A 14,293-nucleotide genomic window follows, 5' to 3' on the forward strand; every position below is an offset into this window, starting at 1 on the left:
GCTGCGACATGCCCAGGGAAAATCGCACACTGTCGGCAGGCGGGCGGGTCCCGCTCCAACGTGGGATGCAGCCGGGGTTGAAACTTGCGCACGGGAACGACGCTCTCGCCCCGCGTCTCCCGCACGGCGCGCGCTGTCGGCGCACGGCCCGCGCCCGCGTCGTGCGCCGGGAGCGCCTTCGCGCCCCCGGCGGTTCAGCTCAGGCCGAACGCCTCCACGATGCGCTGGGCCGCGCGGGTCGCCGTCAGGGAGCCGGTACGGACCCGCTCCTCCAGCAGCGGCGCCAGCCGCCGCACCTCGGGGTGCTGCTCCAGCCGGCCGAGCAGTTCGTCACGGACCATCGACCAGACCCACTCGACCTGCTGGTCGCGGCGTTTGGCGGCCAGCTCCCCGCTGGACTCCAGCAGCGCGCGGTGCCGCTCCAGGCGCTCCCACACCTCCTCCAGACCGCTGCCCTCGCGCCCGCTGCACGTGAGGACGGGCGGGGTCCAGGCGGCGTCCGCCGTACGCATCAGCCGCAGGGCACCGGCCAGTTCACGGGCGGCGGAGCGGGCGTCCCTCTCGTGCGGGCCGTCGGCCTTGTTGACGGCCAGCACGTCGGCCAGCTCCAGCACGCCCTTCTTGATGCCCTGGAGCTGGTCCCCGGTGCGGGCCAGGGTGAGCAGCAGGAAGGAGTCCACCATCTGGGCGACGGTGGCCTCGGACTGGCCGACGCCGACCGTCTCGACGAGCACCACGTCGTACCCGGCCGCCTCCATGACGACCATCGTCTCCCGGGTCGCCTTCGCCACCCCGCCGAGCGTGCCCGCGGTGGGGGAGGGCCGCACGAACGCGTCCGGGTTGACGGCCAGCCGCTCCATGCGGGTCTTGTCACCCAGGATGGAGCCGCCCGTGCGGCTGGAGGACGGATCGACGGCCAGCACGGCGACCCGGTGTCCGCGGGCGGTCAGCAGGGTGCCCAGCGCGTCGATGAAGGTGGATTTGCCCACCCCGGGCACGCCGCTGATGCCCACCCGCCGGGCGCCGCCCGCGTGGGGCAGCAGTGCGGTGAGCATCTGCTGCGCCAGCTCCCGGTGGTCGGCCCGGCGGGACTCGACCAGGGTGATGGCGCGGGCGATGTGGGCGCGGGAGCCCTCCAGGACGCCCTTGACGTAGCTGTCGATGTCGATGGTGCGCGGCACCGGCTCAGCCCTCACCCTCCGTGCCGCCCCCGGCGGTCGCGCCACCGCTGTCGGTGTCCCCTGCCGCACCGTCCTTCCCGGCGGCCTCGGCGAGGTCGTCGTGCCCGAGGGCGGCGGCCAGCTTGCGCAGCAGGTCGTGGGCGGCGTCGGGGATGACGGTCCCCGGGGGGAAGACGGCGGTCGCCCCGGCTTCGTGCAGCGGCTCCACGTCCGCCGGGGGGATGACGCCCCCGACCACGATCATGATGTCGTCCCGCCCGGCCGCCGCCAGCTCGTCCCGCAGCGCGGGGACGAGGGTCAGGTGCCCGGCGGCCAGCGAGGAGACGCCCACGATGTGCGCGTCCGCCTCCACCGCCTGCCGTGCCACCTCGGCGGGGGTCTGGAAGAGCGGGCCGACGTCCACGTCGAAGCCCAGGTCGGCGAAGGCGGTGGCGATCACCTTCTGGCCGCGGTCGTGGCCGTCCTGCCCCATCTTGGCCACCAGCAGCCGCGGCCTGCGGCCCTCCGCCTCGGCGAAGGCGTCCACCAACTCCCGGGTGCGGGCCAGGGACGACGACACTCCTGCCTCCTCGCGATAGACACCCGAGATCGTACGGATCTGGCCCGCGTGCCGCCCGAAGACCTTCTCCAGGGCGTCGGAGATCTCGCCGACGGTGGCCATGGCGCGGGCCGCGTCCACGGCCAGTGCCAGCAGGTTGTTCTCCAGACCGGGCCCCGGCGCTGCACCGGCGGCGCGGGTGAGCGCGTCCAGCGCGGCCCGGCAGGCCGTCTCGTCGCGTTCGGCGCGCAGCCTGTGCAGCTTCTCGATCTGCTGCGCGCGCACCGCGGAGTTGTCCACCTTGAGCACGTCGATCCGCTCGTCGCCCAGCGCCCGGTACTTGTTGACGCCGATGACCGGCTGGCGCCCCGAGTCGATACGGGCCTGGGTGCGGGCCGCGGCCTCCTCCACGCGCAGCTTGGGGATGCCCGCGTCGATGGCCTTGGCCATACCGCCCGCCGCCTCCACCTCCTCGATGTGCTGCCAGGCGCGGTGTGCCAGATCGTGGGTCAGCCGCTCCACGTACGCGCTGCCGCCCCACGGGTCGATCACCCGGCAGGTGCCCGACTCCTGCTGGAGCAGCAACTGGGTGTTGCGGGCGATGCGGGCGGAGAAGTCGGTGGGCAGCGCCAGTGCCTCATCCAGGGCGTTGGTGTGCAGCGACTGGGTGTGCCCCTGGGTGGCGGCCATCGCCTCCACACACGTACGGGTGACGTTGTTGAAGACGTCCTGCGCGGTCAGCGACCAGCCGGAGGTCTGCGAGTGGGTGCGCAGCGACAGCGACTTGGGATTCTTCGGGTCGAACCGCTTCACCAGCTTCGCCCACAGCAGCCGGGCCGCCCGCAGCTTGGCGATCTCCATGAAGAAGTTCATGCCGATCGCCCAGAAGAACGACAGCCTGGGTGCGAAGGCGTCCACGTCCATGCCCGCGTCCAGCCCGGCGCGCAGGTACTCCACCCCGTCCGCCAGCGTGTAGGCGAGCTCCAGATCGGCCGTGGCACCGGCCTCCTGGATGTGGTAACCGGAGATGGAGATGGAGTTGTAGCGCGGCATCTTCTGCGAGGTGTAGGCGAAGATGTCCGAGATGATCCGCATGGAGGGCTGCGGCGGGTAGATGTAGGTGTTGCGGACCATGAACTCCTTGAGGATGTCGTTCTGTATGGTCCCCGCCAGCTTCTGCGGCGGCACACCCTGCTCCTCGGCGGCGACGATGTAGAGCGCCAGCACCGGCAGCACGGCGCCGTTCATCGTCATGGAGACGGTCATCCTGTCGAGCGGGATGCCGTCGAAGAGCTGGCGCATGTCGTAGAGCGAGTCGATCGCCACGCCCGCCATGCCCACATCGCCCGTCACCCTCGGGTGGTCGCTGTCGTAGCCGCGGTGGGTGGGCAGGTCGAAGGCGACGGACAGGCCCTTCTGCCCGGCGGCCAGGTTACGGCGGTAGAAGGCGTTGGACTCCTCGGCGGTGGAGAAACCCGCGTACTGGCGGATCGTCCACGGCTGGTTGACGTACATCGTCGGGTAGGGGCCCCGCAGATACGGGGCGATGCCCGGATAGGTGCCCAGGAAGTCGAGGCCGGCCAGGTCCTCGGCCGTGTAGAGGGGTTTGACGGCGATGCCCTCGGGGGTGTGCCAGGCCAGATCCTCGACGCTGTGCCCGGTGCGTTCCTTGACCGCCTCGCGCCACTGGTCGGCCGCTGCACCGGTGCCGCTGTGCGCGGACTCCCAGCTCACGGTGGTGAAGTCCGGGACGGCACCGCCTCCGGCGCCGGCTGTCGGCTGCTGGCTCATGCGTCGACCCCCATGCGGTCGAGGAGGGAGGTGAGGGCGGCGACCGCGTCGCCGCCCGCGTGGACGAACTCGTCGATACCGGCGGCCAGATACGCCGTACGCGCCTCCGCGTCCGGCCGGCCCGCGAGCAGCACCCGGCGGGCACCTGCCTCCTTGAGGGCGGCGGCCGTCGCGGCGGCCTCCTCGGCGTAGACGGCGTCGCTGGAGCACAGACAGGCCACGGTGGCCCCGCTGTCGCCGAACGCCCGCGCCACGGTGCCGGCGTCCACCGTGACCGGGTCGTGCACCGGCTGGATGCCGCCGGCCTGGGCGAGGTTGGCGACGAAGGAGACCCGCGCGGTGTGGGCGGCGGCCGGCCCCAGGGCGGCCAGGAACAGCTTGGGGCGTGCACCGGTCGCGGCCAGATGCCGGTCCGAGCGGGCCCGCAGGGCCTCGTAGGCGTCGTCCCGCCTCACCCGCGGCAGCCCGCCGCCGGGCTGCTCGGGAGCCGGCTCGCGTTCCACCGGGCGCTCGTCGAGCAGCGGGAACTCGCTGACACCGGTGACCGGTTCGCGGCGGTGGGCCAGCGCGCTGCTGCGCTCCGCCCAGCTCTCGCGCAACTGCTCGGCCACCAGCCCGTCGCGGAGCGCCGCCGCCATGCCGCCGGCCGCCTCGATCCGCTGGAAGTGCTCCCAGGCGGTGCGGGCCAGCTCGTCGGTGAGCGCCTCTACGTACCAGGAGCCGCCGGCCGGGTCGATGACGCCGGCCAGGTGGGACTCCTCCAGCAGGATGGAGGAGGTGTTGCGGGCGATGCGCCGGGCGAAGGCGTCGGGCAGGCCCAGCGCGTCGTCGAAGGGCAGGACGGTGACGGCGTCGGCGCCGCCGACCCCGGCGGCGAGGGTGGCGACGGTCGTGCGCAGCATGTTCACCCACGGGTCGCGGCGCGTCATCATCACCGGTGAGGTCACCGCGTGCTGCCGCTGGGCGCCCGCCCGCGCGGGTGCGCCGCACGCCTCCACCACCCGCGCCCACAGCCGGCGGGCGGCGCGCAGCGCGGCGATGGTGGTGAACTGGTCGGCCGTGGCGGCGTACCGGAACTCCAGCTGGCCGCAGGCCGCCGCCACCGGCAGCCCCGCCGCCGTCATGTCCCGCAGATAGGCGACCCCGGTCGCCAGGGCGTAGCCCAACTCGCGGGCGGGCGAGCCGCCGGCCTCGTGGTAGGGGAGCGTGTCGACCACGTAGGTGCGCAGGCCCGCATGGCCGGCGTCGCAGCGCACCGCCAGCGAGGCGGCTTCCTGGCGCAGCCCCGCCGCCGTGTCGTGCGCGCCGGTGCGCGCCGCGAGGCCCAGCGGGTCGGCGCCCAGCACACTGCCGTCGGCGGGTGCGCTCTCCAGCCGGCCGCGCAGCCGCAGCAGTTGGGCGGTGGCCGCTCCCAGCTCCGCGCCGGGTTCCAGCACGACGGGCGCCAGGTCCAGGTAGACGCCTTCGAGGGCGGCTTCCAGTTCGTCGGCGGGCAGTCCGTGGGCGCCCACCGTCAGCCACAGCGAGGTGACACCGTTCTCCAGGTCGGCGAGCACCGCCTCGCGGGTGCCGGCGGCGTCGGGCCGGGTGTGCCGCTGGCGTACGTCCCAGCCGCGGGCCGCGTTGCCCTCGGGGCGGGAGCCCCGCGTGAAGGGCGGGAAGCCGGGCAGCCCCTCGGGGCCGTGCCCGTCCTCGCGGGTGTAGAGGGGCTGCACCCTGATGCCGTCGGCGAGCGTCGTGGTGAGGGCGGACTCGGGTCCGGAGTCGTCCGGGACCGTCGCTCCCGTCTTGCGCAGGACCCCGGCGACGAGCTGCTGCCACTGGTCGTACGTGGCGTCCGGAAAGTCCTGAGCGAGGGAGAGCCCTTCTTCAGGCGGGACCGTCATGGCCGCAGATTAGGTGAGGCGACCGGCGAGTAGCAGGGGGCACGAGTGTGACCTTGCACTCTCCCTCCGTGAAGGAGCCCGGATGGACGCGGTCCGCCACCCGGTGGCGAACGGGCGCGGTGGCGCGGCCGGGCGGGGCCAGGGGCCGGGTCAGGTGAGCGAGGCGAGCCGGGCGCGGCCCAGCCGGTCGGCCCTGCGGGTGGTCTCCGGCTGGCGGTAGGCGGGGGCCAGCCGGAGGGTGAGGGCGGTGGCGTGCGGCAGGCCGATGCCGCTGCCGACGGAGACGAACACCGGTTTGACGCCGTCCTGGGTGCGCAGCGCGCAGCCCACCTGTTCGCCGTCGATGGTCAGCGGGGAGGTGGCGCCGCGATCGAAGCCGGGCTGTTCATAGTCGAAGAGGAAGGGTGTCTTGGCCACGCCGTAGCAGGGAATGCCGGTCAACACGCCGAGGTGGACGGCGAGTCCGGCGCGGCGCGGGTGGGCGATGCCGTAGCCGTCGCACACCAGCACGTCCGGCCGGTGGGCGAGGCCGTCGAGCGCGGCCATGACGGACGGCAGTTCGCGGAAGGCGAGGAGCCCGGGGACGTAGGGGAACTGGGCGCGGCCGGCGTGCACGGACTCCTCCACCACGGTGAGACCGGCCGTCTCCAGCACGACGGCGGCGGCCACCAGCGTGCCGTCGTCCGCGTAGGCGACGTCCACCCCGGCGACGGTGCGGACCTCCTCGGGGGCCGGGCCCGGGCCCATCGTGTCGGCGGCGGCGCGGACGCGTTCCTGGACGGCGACCGCCTCCGCCTCGGTGGTGGGCCAGTCATGCCCGGTGAGGGCCCGTCCTTGCGGCTCCCCGCGGCCGGTTCCGTGCGCCCCGGTGTCCGTCCCCACCCGTTGCTCCCTGCTCGTGCCTCACTGCCCGCACACGACGTCGTGCAGTTCGATCGGGTGCGAGTCTAGGGCGACGTAGGCGGTGAACGCGCTGGTGGTGCCGTCGCTCCAGTGCGCGGTCACCGTGGCCCAGCCGACACCGGCCGACTGGGCGACGGTGACCGGCCCGACATCGATGCGCCGCGGAGTGTTCTGGGCGCACAGCAGCACGTCGTAACCCGGGTTCTCGGCCTGCTTGCGTTTGAGGAGATCCGAGACGAAGTGCTCGCGCTGCTGCTCGTCGGGGCCGTGCTGCCCGTAGAACCAGCGCAGGAAACGGTGGATCTCGGGACCGGTGTGCCGGTCCGCGACGGCCGCGGTGTGCGCCGCGAAGGAGCCGGACGTCCCGGCCGCGGGCGGGGCGTCGGCGCGGGTCACCGGCGGGGAGGCCGTCGCCTGGGCGGGGGCCGCGGTGAGCGCCAGGGCGCCGGCGGCGCAGACCGCCGCCACGGTGGTGCGGATCGTACGGGTCGTCCTGCGGAGCATGCCCACACCTCGCTCTTCTCGTTCGTCTCGTCGTCTCGTACTTCGCCGACTGCGGCTCTGTGACATCCGCTGCCCGGACCGGGCCGGTGACCGCATCGTCCGCCTTCCGCGGGGTGCCGGGATACGCCAGTGCGCCGACGCGCCCCGCGAATCCGCCCTGTTGCCGATGCCGCCGCCCGCACCGGTCGTAGCGGAGGCGGACGGGGACACCGGGGCTGGGCTACCCTGGGCGGCATGTCCGGTGCTTCGTGCGCGGCTTGTGCCGCGGTGACGAGGACGCTCCGCTAGCGGCGGGGCGTTCGTCTCACTCCTGTTGAACGTTTCGCCGCTTCGTGCTGGAACCGGAGCGGCACGTTCGTGCTGCTCGGAACTTCTTCTGAGCAACGGAGCACACGGTGTTTTCAGGTGTTTCCCTCTCACGCGGAGACGGACCGTCTCCCGTGCGCGCGTGGCTGGTGCTGTGCTGCATGGCCATGCTGCAGTTCTTCATCGCGGTCGACGTGACCGTGGTCAACGTCGCACTGCCCTCGATCGGCGCCGGCTTCGGCGTCGACGGGCACGCCCTGACCTGGGTCGTGGTCGGCTACACGATCACCGGCGGCGGGCTGCTGATGCTCGGCGGCCGGCTGGGTGACGTACTCGGCAGGCGGCGCATCCTGCTGCTGGGCACGGCCCTCTTCGGCGCCGCCTCCCTGCTGGCGGGGCTCGCACCCTCGTTCGCCCTGCTGGTGGCGGCCCGGCTGTTGCAGGGCGCCGGTGAGGCGGTCGCGCTGCCGGCGGCGATGGCGGTGATCGTGCTGCTGTTCCCGGAAGGGCCGCGCAGGTCACGGGCACTGAGCGTGTGGGCGGCCGTCGCCAGCTGCGGACTCGTCGTCGGCTTCGTACTGTCCGGGGTCATCACCGAACTGCTCGGCTGGCGCTGGATCTTCCTGGTGTCCGTCCCGTTCATCGTGGTGGTGCTCGGCGCGGTGTTCCTCCTCGTCCCCGCGGAACGGCCCGCCGTCCCCGCCACGTTGGACCTGCCCGGCTCCCTTCTGCTGGTCGCGGCTCCGCTGCTGTTCACCCTCGGGGTCGTCGAGGCGGGCGAGGCGGAGACGGCACTGCCGTGGCTGCCGCCGGTGGCGCTGGCGGGTGCGGTGGCGGCCGGTGTCCTGTTCGTCAGGGCCGAGCGCCGCTCCCGCAGCCCGCTCGTGCCGCTGCGGTTCTTCTCCCACCGGCCGCGTGTCCTGGCCAACCTGGCCACGGCCTTGCTGAGCGCCGCGCTGTCCACCTCGTTCCTGCTGTTCACCTACTACTTGCAGGACCGGTTGGGGGCGAGCCCGCTCCGGGCCGGGCTGACGATGCTGCCCCTGGCGGTGTCCCTGATCCTGGCGTCGGTGCTGGTGCCCCGGCTGCTGGGGCGGTGGGGCGCCCGTGCCTGCGTCCTGGCCGGGATCGGCTTCACCGCGCTGGCGATGGCGGCCATCGCACTGGTCACCCGTGTCGGCGCCGCGGGGTGGGCGATGATCCCGGCCATGGTCCTCGTCGCCGCCGGGATGGGCTTCGGGATCGTCGGACTCCAGTACATCGCGGTGACGGGAGTGACCGGTGACGACGCCGGTATCGCCTCCGGCGTCCAGCGGGCCGCCGACCAACTGGGCGGATCCACCGGCGTCACGCTCTACGTCGGCATCGGCTTCGCCCCCGCCGTCGGCACCGACCCGTTCCTGACCAGCAGCGTGCTGGCCGTCGCCGGACTGGCCGCGGCCTGCCTCGTCGCCTGGCGGATCTCCGCACCGCCCCTGGCGGTGCCCGAGGAAACACTGGGGTGAACCCGTGGCAGGAGGGCTGCGGCCGGCCGCAGCCCTCCCCTGCGACGGGCTCCCTCCTGGCCCGGCCGGGAGGGAGCCCGCCCACGCGAGGCGCGTCCGTCCCGCGCCCGTGACCTATCCTTTGCGGGCTGCACGGACACCGGCTGTCCGGTCAGGAACCGGTCAGGGAAGGGGACGGCGGCGGATGGGGAGCGACAGCGCACGGGGCGGGCGGCTGCGCTCCGTCGACCTGGCGCGGGCCGCCGGGATCTCCACCCAGCAGGTGCGCAACTACGAGGAGGCGGGCGTCCTTCCGCCGGCCGCCCGCACCGAGTCCGGCTACCGCACCTTCACGCCCCGCCACCGCGCCGCCCTGCTGCTCTACCGCTGTCTCGTCCCCGGGTTCGGACTGGTGGCGGCCCAGCGGATGATGCGGGCCCTGCACGAGGGCGATGTGACCCAGGTGCTCGCCCTGGTCGACGAGGGGCACGCCGCACAGCACCAGCAGCGGTGCTCCCTCCGGGCCGCGAGCGAGGCACTGACCGCCGTGGCCCGGCAGGCGCCCGAGGAGACGGCCCGGCCCCGCACCACCTTGCGGATCGGTGAACTCGCACACCAGTTGGGGGTGCGCCCCTCCGCGCTGCGGGTGTGGGAGGCCGCCGGGCTGCTGGTCCCGCGCCGGGAGCCGGACACCGGATACCGCCGGTTCGGGCCCGCCGAGATCCGCGACGCGCGACTGGTCGCGCTGCTGCGGCAGAGCCGCTACCCGCTGCCTCAGATCCGTCCGGTCCTCGACGGACTGAGGCGGACGGGCAGTACGGAGGCCCTGCGGGCGGCACTGGCCCGGCGCGAGGAGGAGCTGACGGCCACCACGAGGGCCATGCTGGAGGGCGCGGGCCAGTTGCACGCGTATCTGCGCGAGTACGGGCCCGGCACCGGCCCCGGGCCGGGCACCGGCGCCTGAGAGCATCGCACCCGTGCCCGAATCCGCAGCAGCATCCGCACCCTTGTCCACGCCGTCGTCGGGAACCGTCCCGGCGGCAGGCACCGGGCCGTCCTTCTCGGGCGAGTTCGAGATCCATCTGACCGTCGCCCCCGACTGTCCGGCCGTGCCCTCCGGCGCGCTCGCCGCCTACGCGGCGGAACGTTCCTGGAAGTACGCGCACATCGTGCTCGACCGGGGCCGCACCCCCGTGCAGCCGATGGTGACGCTCGCCGTGGAGGGCACGTCCGCGGCGGCGTGCGACGCGGCCGGGGCGGCGGCAGGCGAACTGGCCGCCCTGGGCTGCCCGGTGGTGCGGACGAAGGTGGAGGCGGCGCCATGGGCGCGGGGCGTGCCCCGCAGCGACCGCGAGGGCATGCTGCTCGGCCCCTCCCGCTACTTCGAGCACCACGTCAAACTGCTCCTGCCGCCCGGTGGCGTGCCCCGCGCACTGGCCCGGGCGGCGACGCGGCACGCCGCGCATCTGTCCCGCAATGCGCGCCGCGTCAGACGGGACGGGCAACAGGAACGGTTCGTCACCCAGCGCTGCCGCGAGGTGGGCGGCGCGACCGCGGGACACCGGCTGGCGGCGCTGCTGGCCGCGCTGTCCGAGCTGCCCCACGACATCCTCGCCGTGGAGCGGGAGTTCGTCGTGTACGACAGCGCCGAGGCGCTGGACGCCGGGTGGCTTCCCGGTGCGGTGGCGGGGGAGGGGGAGCGGCGGTGAGCGGCACGGCCGCCGAGGAGCCCGGCGGACAGCGCCCCGGGCCGGAGTGGCGCAGATTTTCCTTCGGCCCCTGGCCCGCCGACGAGACCGTCCCCCAGGAACAGCCCGACGAGGCCACCCGCAGGGGGCTGGAACTGCCGCCCACGCTGCGTCCGGTGGCGGGCGGGGAGGCGGTGGTGCAGCGGCCGGTGTTCGACCCGTCCGTGCAGCACCACACCAGGGCCATGCGGCTCGGTGAACCGGAGTTCGCCGACGCTCAGGCGGGCACCCGCTGGTACGCGGCCCGCCGCAGGGCGCTGGACCACGTGCTGGCCGCCGTCGCGGACTCGCCGTGGGCACCGCACCTGGTGCTGCGCGGCAGTGTGCTGCTGCGCGCCTGGTACGGGGACGCCGCGCGGGAGCCGGGGGACCTCGACTTCGTGGTGGAGCCGGTGACCTGGCAGCTTGCCGATCCGCGGACCGAACGGATGCTGGAGGAGCTGGCGCGCGCCGCCGAGGAGCACTCCGCCCGTGCCGGCGGGCCGGTCCTGCTGGACGCGCGGGGCGCGGCCCGCGACGAGATCTGGACCTACGACAGGGTGCCGGGCCGCCGCTTGGTCGTTCCGTGGAACGCGGAGGGGCTGCCCGGCGGCACGGTGCAGCTGGACTTCGTCTTCGGGGAGGCCCTGCCGGCGCCCGCCGCCCCCACCCGGGTGCCGCGTCCCGACGGTGTGCCCGGCGGACCGCTGACGCTGCGGGCCGCCACCCGTGAGCTGTCCCTGGCGTGGAAGGTGCTGTGGCTGGCCAACGACATGTACCCGGAGGGCAAGGACTTCTACGACGCGGTGCTGCTGGCCGAGGACCCGTCCTTCACCCTGTCGTTCGATCTGCTCCGCGCCGTCTTCCGTGACGTCGAGTACGGGTACTTCGACCGCAACCCGGTGCTGGCCGGGGTGATCCGCCATGCGGCGGCCCAGGCGGAGTGGCGGGAGTTCGCCAAGGACCATCCGCACATCACCGGCCCGGCGGCCACGGCCCCGGACGGGCCCCCGGCCGAGTGGCTGGAGAGGCTGGACGCCGGTCTGGCGCCCACGTTCGCGCCAAAGGACGACGGCAGCGGCGAGTCCGTCCGCTACCGGCTCAGCGCACGCTGGCTCGCCCCGCTGGTGGCGGAGTCACATGCCGCCTTCGCGGCCGGCGGCCTGCCCGCCGTGCTCCAGCGGCTGCACCGCTCCCACGTACCGCCGGGCTCCGCACTGGTCGTCGCCCGCCAGCTGCTGGGCCCCGCCGGACACACCCTGGAAGAGGTGTGCTCGGCACTGGCCGCCTTCCGGCCGGATCCGGACCCGGAGCGGCCCTGGCGCCGGGAGGGCTGGCCCGCCCCGGACCTGACGCGGGCCGCCGAGTGGCTGCGCGGGGACTGAACGCGGGGCCCGCCGCGGTGCGGAACTCCACCGAGGAACCCGCAGGCCACCGGGCGGCTTGCGGAAGATGACGCCGGGGCCGCGCGGACTCAGCCGGCCGGTCCCTGGCCGCCGTCCGGAGCCGGAGGAGGCCCCCACGGGGTCTCCAGCGCCGCCCGTAGCGCGGCGACCGCCTCGGCACCGATCCGCTCGGCGAGCCGCTCCTCCAACGCGGCCAGCACCTCTTCGGCCCGGGCGTGCACCCGCGTGCCCTCCGCGGTACGGCGGATCAGCCGCTGCCGCGCGGAGGCCGGATCGGGGGTCTGCTCCAGCAGCCCGGCCGCGACCAGCCCGTGCACCGCCTGGTGGGCGGTCTGCCGGGTGACGCCCATGCGGCGCGCCAGCTCGGCGACGGTGGTGCCCTCCTCGTCCAGCACGGAGAACAGCTGCGCCTGCGTCGGCGAGACCGGTACCGCACCGGCCGCCGCCAGCGCCGCGAGCAGCGCCTCCTCGAACCAGCGCCGCCCCTCGCCGAGGAGCTGGGGCAGATTGCGGCGGCTGTGGTCCATCGGTTCCTCGGTGCGTTCGGGCTCGGGCCCGGGCCGGTCGCGGGACGCCCGGGGGCTGCCCGCCAGGCTACCGGCCGGCCCCGCCGGACCCGGGCCCGCGCCGACACGGGCGGCCGGTCCCGGCAGCCTGTGCACGCGCCTGCGAGGTGGCACAGTGCCCACCGGGCGCACGGACGGCACGCCGACGCCGTCCCGCCGGGTGCCCCGCCGCTGTCCCCCGGGGCCGCACCCCGGAGATGTCACGGGCGCCGCCGCAGGCAGCGGGCGGCGCGGCCCGGCTCCTCGCCAGGCCCCGGGACCGCCGCGTGCGCCGCGGGGAACCGGTGCGCCCGGCTGCCTCGGGGCAGAGCCGCCGCCCGTAGGGCCGGTGGGCGCCGGCGTCAGTCCGTGGCCGCCCCGGCTCGGGCACCCCGTGCCGAGAAGGCGCCGGATGTCCCCCGCCCGTCGCGGTAGGGGGCCAGGAAGGCGGTCAGCGCCGCCGGCATCGCCTCCGGGGTCTCCTCGGCGGGGTGGTGGCCGCACCCGGCAAGGACGAGGCTCTCCACATGGCCGGCGGCCAGTTCCATCGTCGCGCCGACGACGTGCTCCTCTCCGTCTGCCGTCAGGACGGGGACGGACATCCGTCGGCTCTTGCGCTGCTGGTTCTGCGCGATGGTGCCTCGTGACGGTGCGCGCTCAGGCAGGGGCGCGGGCGGGGCGGTTCAGCGCGGCGGCCAAGGTGGTGGCCACGACGGCGACGGCGAGGATCAGGGTCGCGAGATCCTGGTCGAGGGCCTGGCTGAGAACCCCGAGGGCCAGCGTGGGCACGATGGTGCCGGTGTAGGCGGCCAGGAAGTACGTGGACAGCAGGTCCGCTCGGTGGTGCGGGTCCGCGAGCCGCTGGGTGACCTGGATGCCGCGGCGGAAGGCCAGGCCGATGCCCGCCCCCGCCAGCACCGTTCCGGCGGCGAACGCGGGCAGTGACCGCATCCACAGTCCGGCCTCGAACACCGCGACGCCCGCGATGAGGAAGCCCGGGGCCGGCCAGCGCCCGGAGGTCCACCGTTGCGGTGCGGCCACCTGGGCGATCAGGGCGACCACGAACAACAGTCCGACCTGCGCGCCGACAGCGGCGACGTTGTGGACGTGCAACTGTTCGCGGAGGAAGGAGGGCACCAGCGAGGAGAACAGTCCGCTGACCGCGAAGGCGGCGAGAACGGCCGTGGCCGCGCGCAGGAACTCGGCCCGTGCCGGCCGCCGGCCGGGAACGGTGGGGCGGCGCACGGACAGTGCGGGGCGCTGCCGGTGCTCGACGGTCTCCGGGGTGATGACGAGGGCCACGAGTGCCGGGACGAGGCCGGCGAGGTAGACCTGGAACACCAGGTGCGTGGGGTCCGTCCCGTACTGCGCGAACAGGCCCGCGGCGACGGTGCCCAGTCCCAGTCCGCCCATGTTCGCCACCGCGGCGACGGTCGACGCACGCCGGGTGTGTCCGGGGCCGGCCAGTTCCCCCAGGGCGGCGGTCGCCGTGGCGGTGAAGACGCCCGTGCTCAGACCGCAGAGGAACCGCGCTGCCAGCAGGGTTGTGACGTCGTGGGCGACGAGGAACAGCACCGTGCTCGCGGCTGCGGCCAGGAGTGCGGCGGCCAGGAGGGGGCGGCGGCCCGCGCGGTCGGACAGCGAGGCGAAGACCATCAGGGCGAGCACGGTCCCCAAGGCGTAGACGGCGAAGACCAGTGTGGTGGTGAAGGGGCCGAAGCCCATCTGCGGGGCCCAGAACGCGTAGAGCGGAACGGGGAGCGTCCCGCCCAGCATGACCAGCATGTACACCGCGGCTGTGAGCCAGAACCCGGCGCGTGGCCGGCGTCCCTCGGCGGGTGGGGCCGCTGGTGTGCGGGCGGCCGTCGCGACGTTGTCGATCACCTTGTGGCCTTTCGGGTGCGGGAACCACTGGTCGTCACGGTAAGCATCTTGAATCGTTCGGTACAAGATATCTTGGATCGAATGGTTCAGGATGTGGGCGGGCTCACACCGGCAAGCGGCCTCTCGTGTGCGTGCACG

Annotated in this window: 12 protein-coding genes; 4 read left to right on the forward strand and 8 right to left on the reverse strand. The window is 74.3% G+C overall.

The features are described 5' to 3' along the window. Positions 1 to 194: 194 nt before the first annotated feature. The 5 genes from meaB to IO40_RS0121760 form a co-directional block, all read right to left on the reverse strand. Positions 195 to 1,181: a methylmalonyl Co-A mutase-associated GTPase MeaB gene (meaB, locus tag IO40_RS0121740; RefSeq protein WP_031026342.1), complete on the reverse strand. Its 987-nt coding sequence runs from the start codon at positions 1,179 to 1,181 to the stop codon at positions 195 to 197. Between the two features lie 4 nt (positions 1,182 to 1,185). Next, entirely contained in the window at positions 1,186 to 3,510 is a 2,325-nt protein-coding gene (gene scpA, locus IO40_RS0121745; protein ID WP_031175963.1) for a methylmalonyl-CoA mutase, read from the reverse strand. Next, positions 3,507 to 5,396: a methylmalonyl-CoA mutase family protein gene (locus tag IO40_RS0121750; protein ID WP_016470818.1), complete on the reverse strand. Its 1,890-nt coding sequence runs from the start codon at positions 5,394 to 5,396 to the stop codon at positions 3,507 to 3,509. Before IO40_RS0121750 ends, scpA begins: the two co-directional genes overlap by 4 nt. Positions 5,397 to 5,546: 150 nt before the next feature. Then, positions 5,547 to 6,278, reverse strand: a complete 732-nt coding sequence (locus tag IO40_RS0121755) for an endonuclease V (protein ID WP_016470820.1) — start codon at positions 6,276 to 6,278, stop codon at positions 5,547 to 5,549. A gap of 21 nt (positions 6,279 to 6,299) precedes the next feature. Continuing rightward, positions 6,300 to 6,803 carry a hypothetical protein gene (locus IO40_RS0121760; protein WP_016470821.1) on the reverse strand — a complete coding sequence of 168 codons (504 nt, stop codon included), beginning with the start codon at positions 6,801 to 6,803 and terminating at the stop codon, positions 6,300 to 6,302. 467 nt (positions 6,804 to 7,270) lie between these two features. Between IO40_RS0121760 and IO40_RS0121765 the strand changes: the two genes are divergently transcribed. The 4 genes from IO40_RS0121765 to IO40_RS0121780 all read left to right on the forward strand — a co-directional run bounded on the left by IO40_RS0121765 (position 7,271) and on the right by IO40_RS0121780 (position 11,705). After that, positions 7,271 to 8,614, forward strand: coding sequence for an MFS transporter (locus IO40_RS0121765; protein WP_031175964.1), 1,344 nt, complete (start codon positions 7,271 to 7,273; stop codon positions 8,612 to 8,614). 184 nt (positions 8,615 to 8,798) lie between these two features. Next, positions 8,799 to 9,557 carry a MerR family transcriptional regulator gene (locus IO40_RS0121770; protein WP_016470823.1) on the forward strand — a complete coding sequence of 253 codons (759 nt, stop codon included), beginning with the start codon at positions 8,799 to 8,801 and terminating at the stop codon, positions 9,555 to 9,557. Between the two features lie 43 nt (positions 9,558 to 9,600). Continuing rightward, the gene (locus IO40_RS38930; protein WP_041968806.1) at positions 9,601 to 10,302 is read left to right on the forward strand and encodes a hypothetical protein; all 702 of its coding nucleotides are present in this window, start codon (positions 9,601 to 9,603) and stop codon (positions 10,300 to 10,302) included. After that, positions 10,299 to 11,705, forward strand: a complete 1,407-nt coding sequence (locus tag IO40_RS0121780; RefSeq protein ID WP_016470825.1) for a nucleotidyl transferase AbiEii/AbiGii toxin family protein — start codon at positions 10,299 to 10,301, stop codon at positions 11,703 to 11,705. Before IO40_RS38930 ends, IO40_RS0121780 begins: the two co-directional genes overlap by 4 nt. Before the next feature lie 89 nt (positions 11,706 to 11,794). Here the strand turns inward: IO40_RS0121780 and IO40_RS0121785 are convergent, their stop codons facing one another. The 3 genes from IO40_RS0121785 to IO40_RS0121795 all read right to left on the reverse strand — a co-directional run bounded on the left by IO40_RS0121785 (position 11,795) and on the right by IO40_RS0121795 (position 14,155). Continuing rightward, positions 11,795 to 12,253: a MarR family winged helix-turn-helix transcriptional regulator gene (locus IO40_RS0121785; protein ID WP_016470826.1), complete on the reverse strand. Its 459-nt coding sequence runs from the start codon at positions 12,251 to 12,253 to the stop codon at positions 11,795 to 11,797. Between the two features lie 380 nt (positions 12,254 to 12,633). After that, positions 12,634 to 12,873: a hypothetical protein gene (locus IO40_RS0121790; RefSeq protein ID WP_016470827.1), complete on the reverse strand. Its 240-nt coding sequence runs from the start codon at positions 12,871 to 12,873 to the stop codon at positions 12,634 to 12,636. A gap of 55 nt (positions 12,874 to 12,928) precedes the next feature. Continuing rightward, positions 12,929 to 14,155 carry an MFS transporter gene (locus tag IO40_RS0121795; protein ID WP_016470828.1) on the reverse strand — a complete coding sequence of 409 codons (1,227 nt, stop codon included), beginning with the start codon at positions 14,153 to 14,155 and terminating at the stop codon, positions 12,929 to 12,931. Between the last annotated feature and the right edge of the window lie 138 nt (positions 14,156 to 14,293).

The sequence above is a fragment of the Streptomyces albus subsp. albus genome (assembly GCF_000725885.1).
GTDB classification, from domain to species: domain Bacteria; phylum Actinomycetota; class Actinomycetes; order Streptomycetales; family Streptomycetaceae; genus Streptomyces; species Streptomyces albus.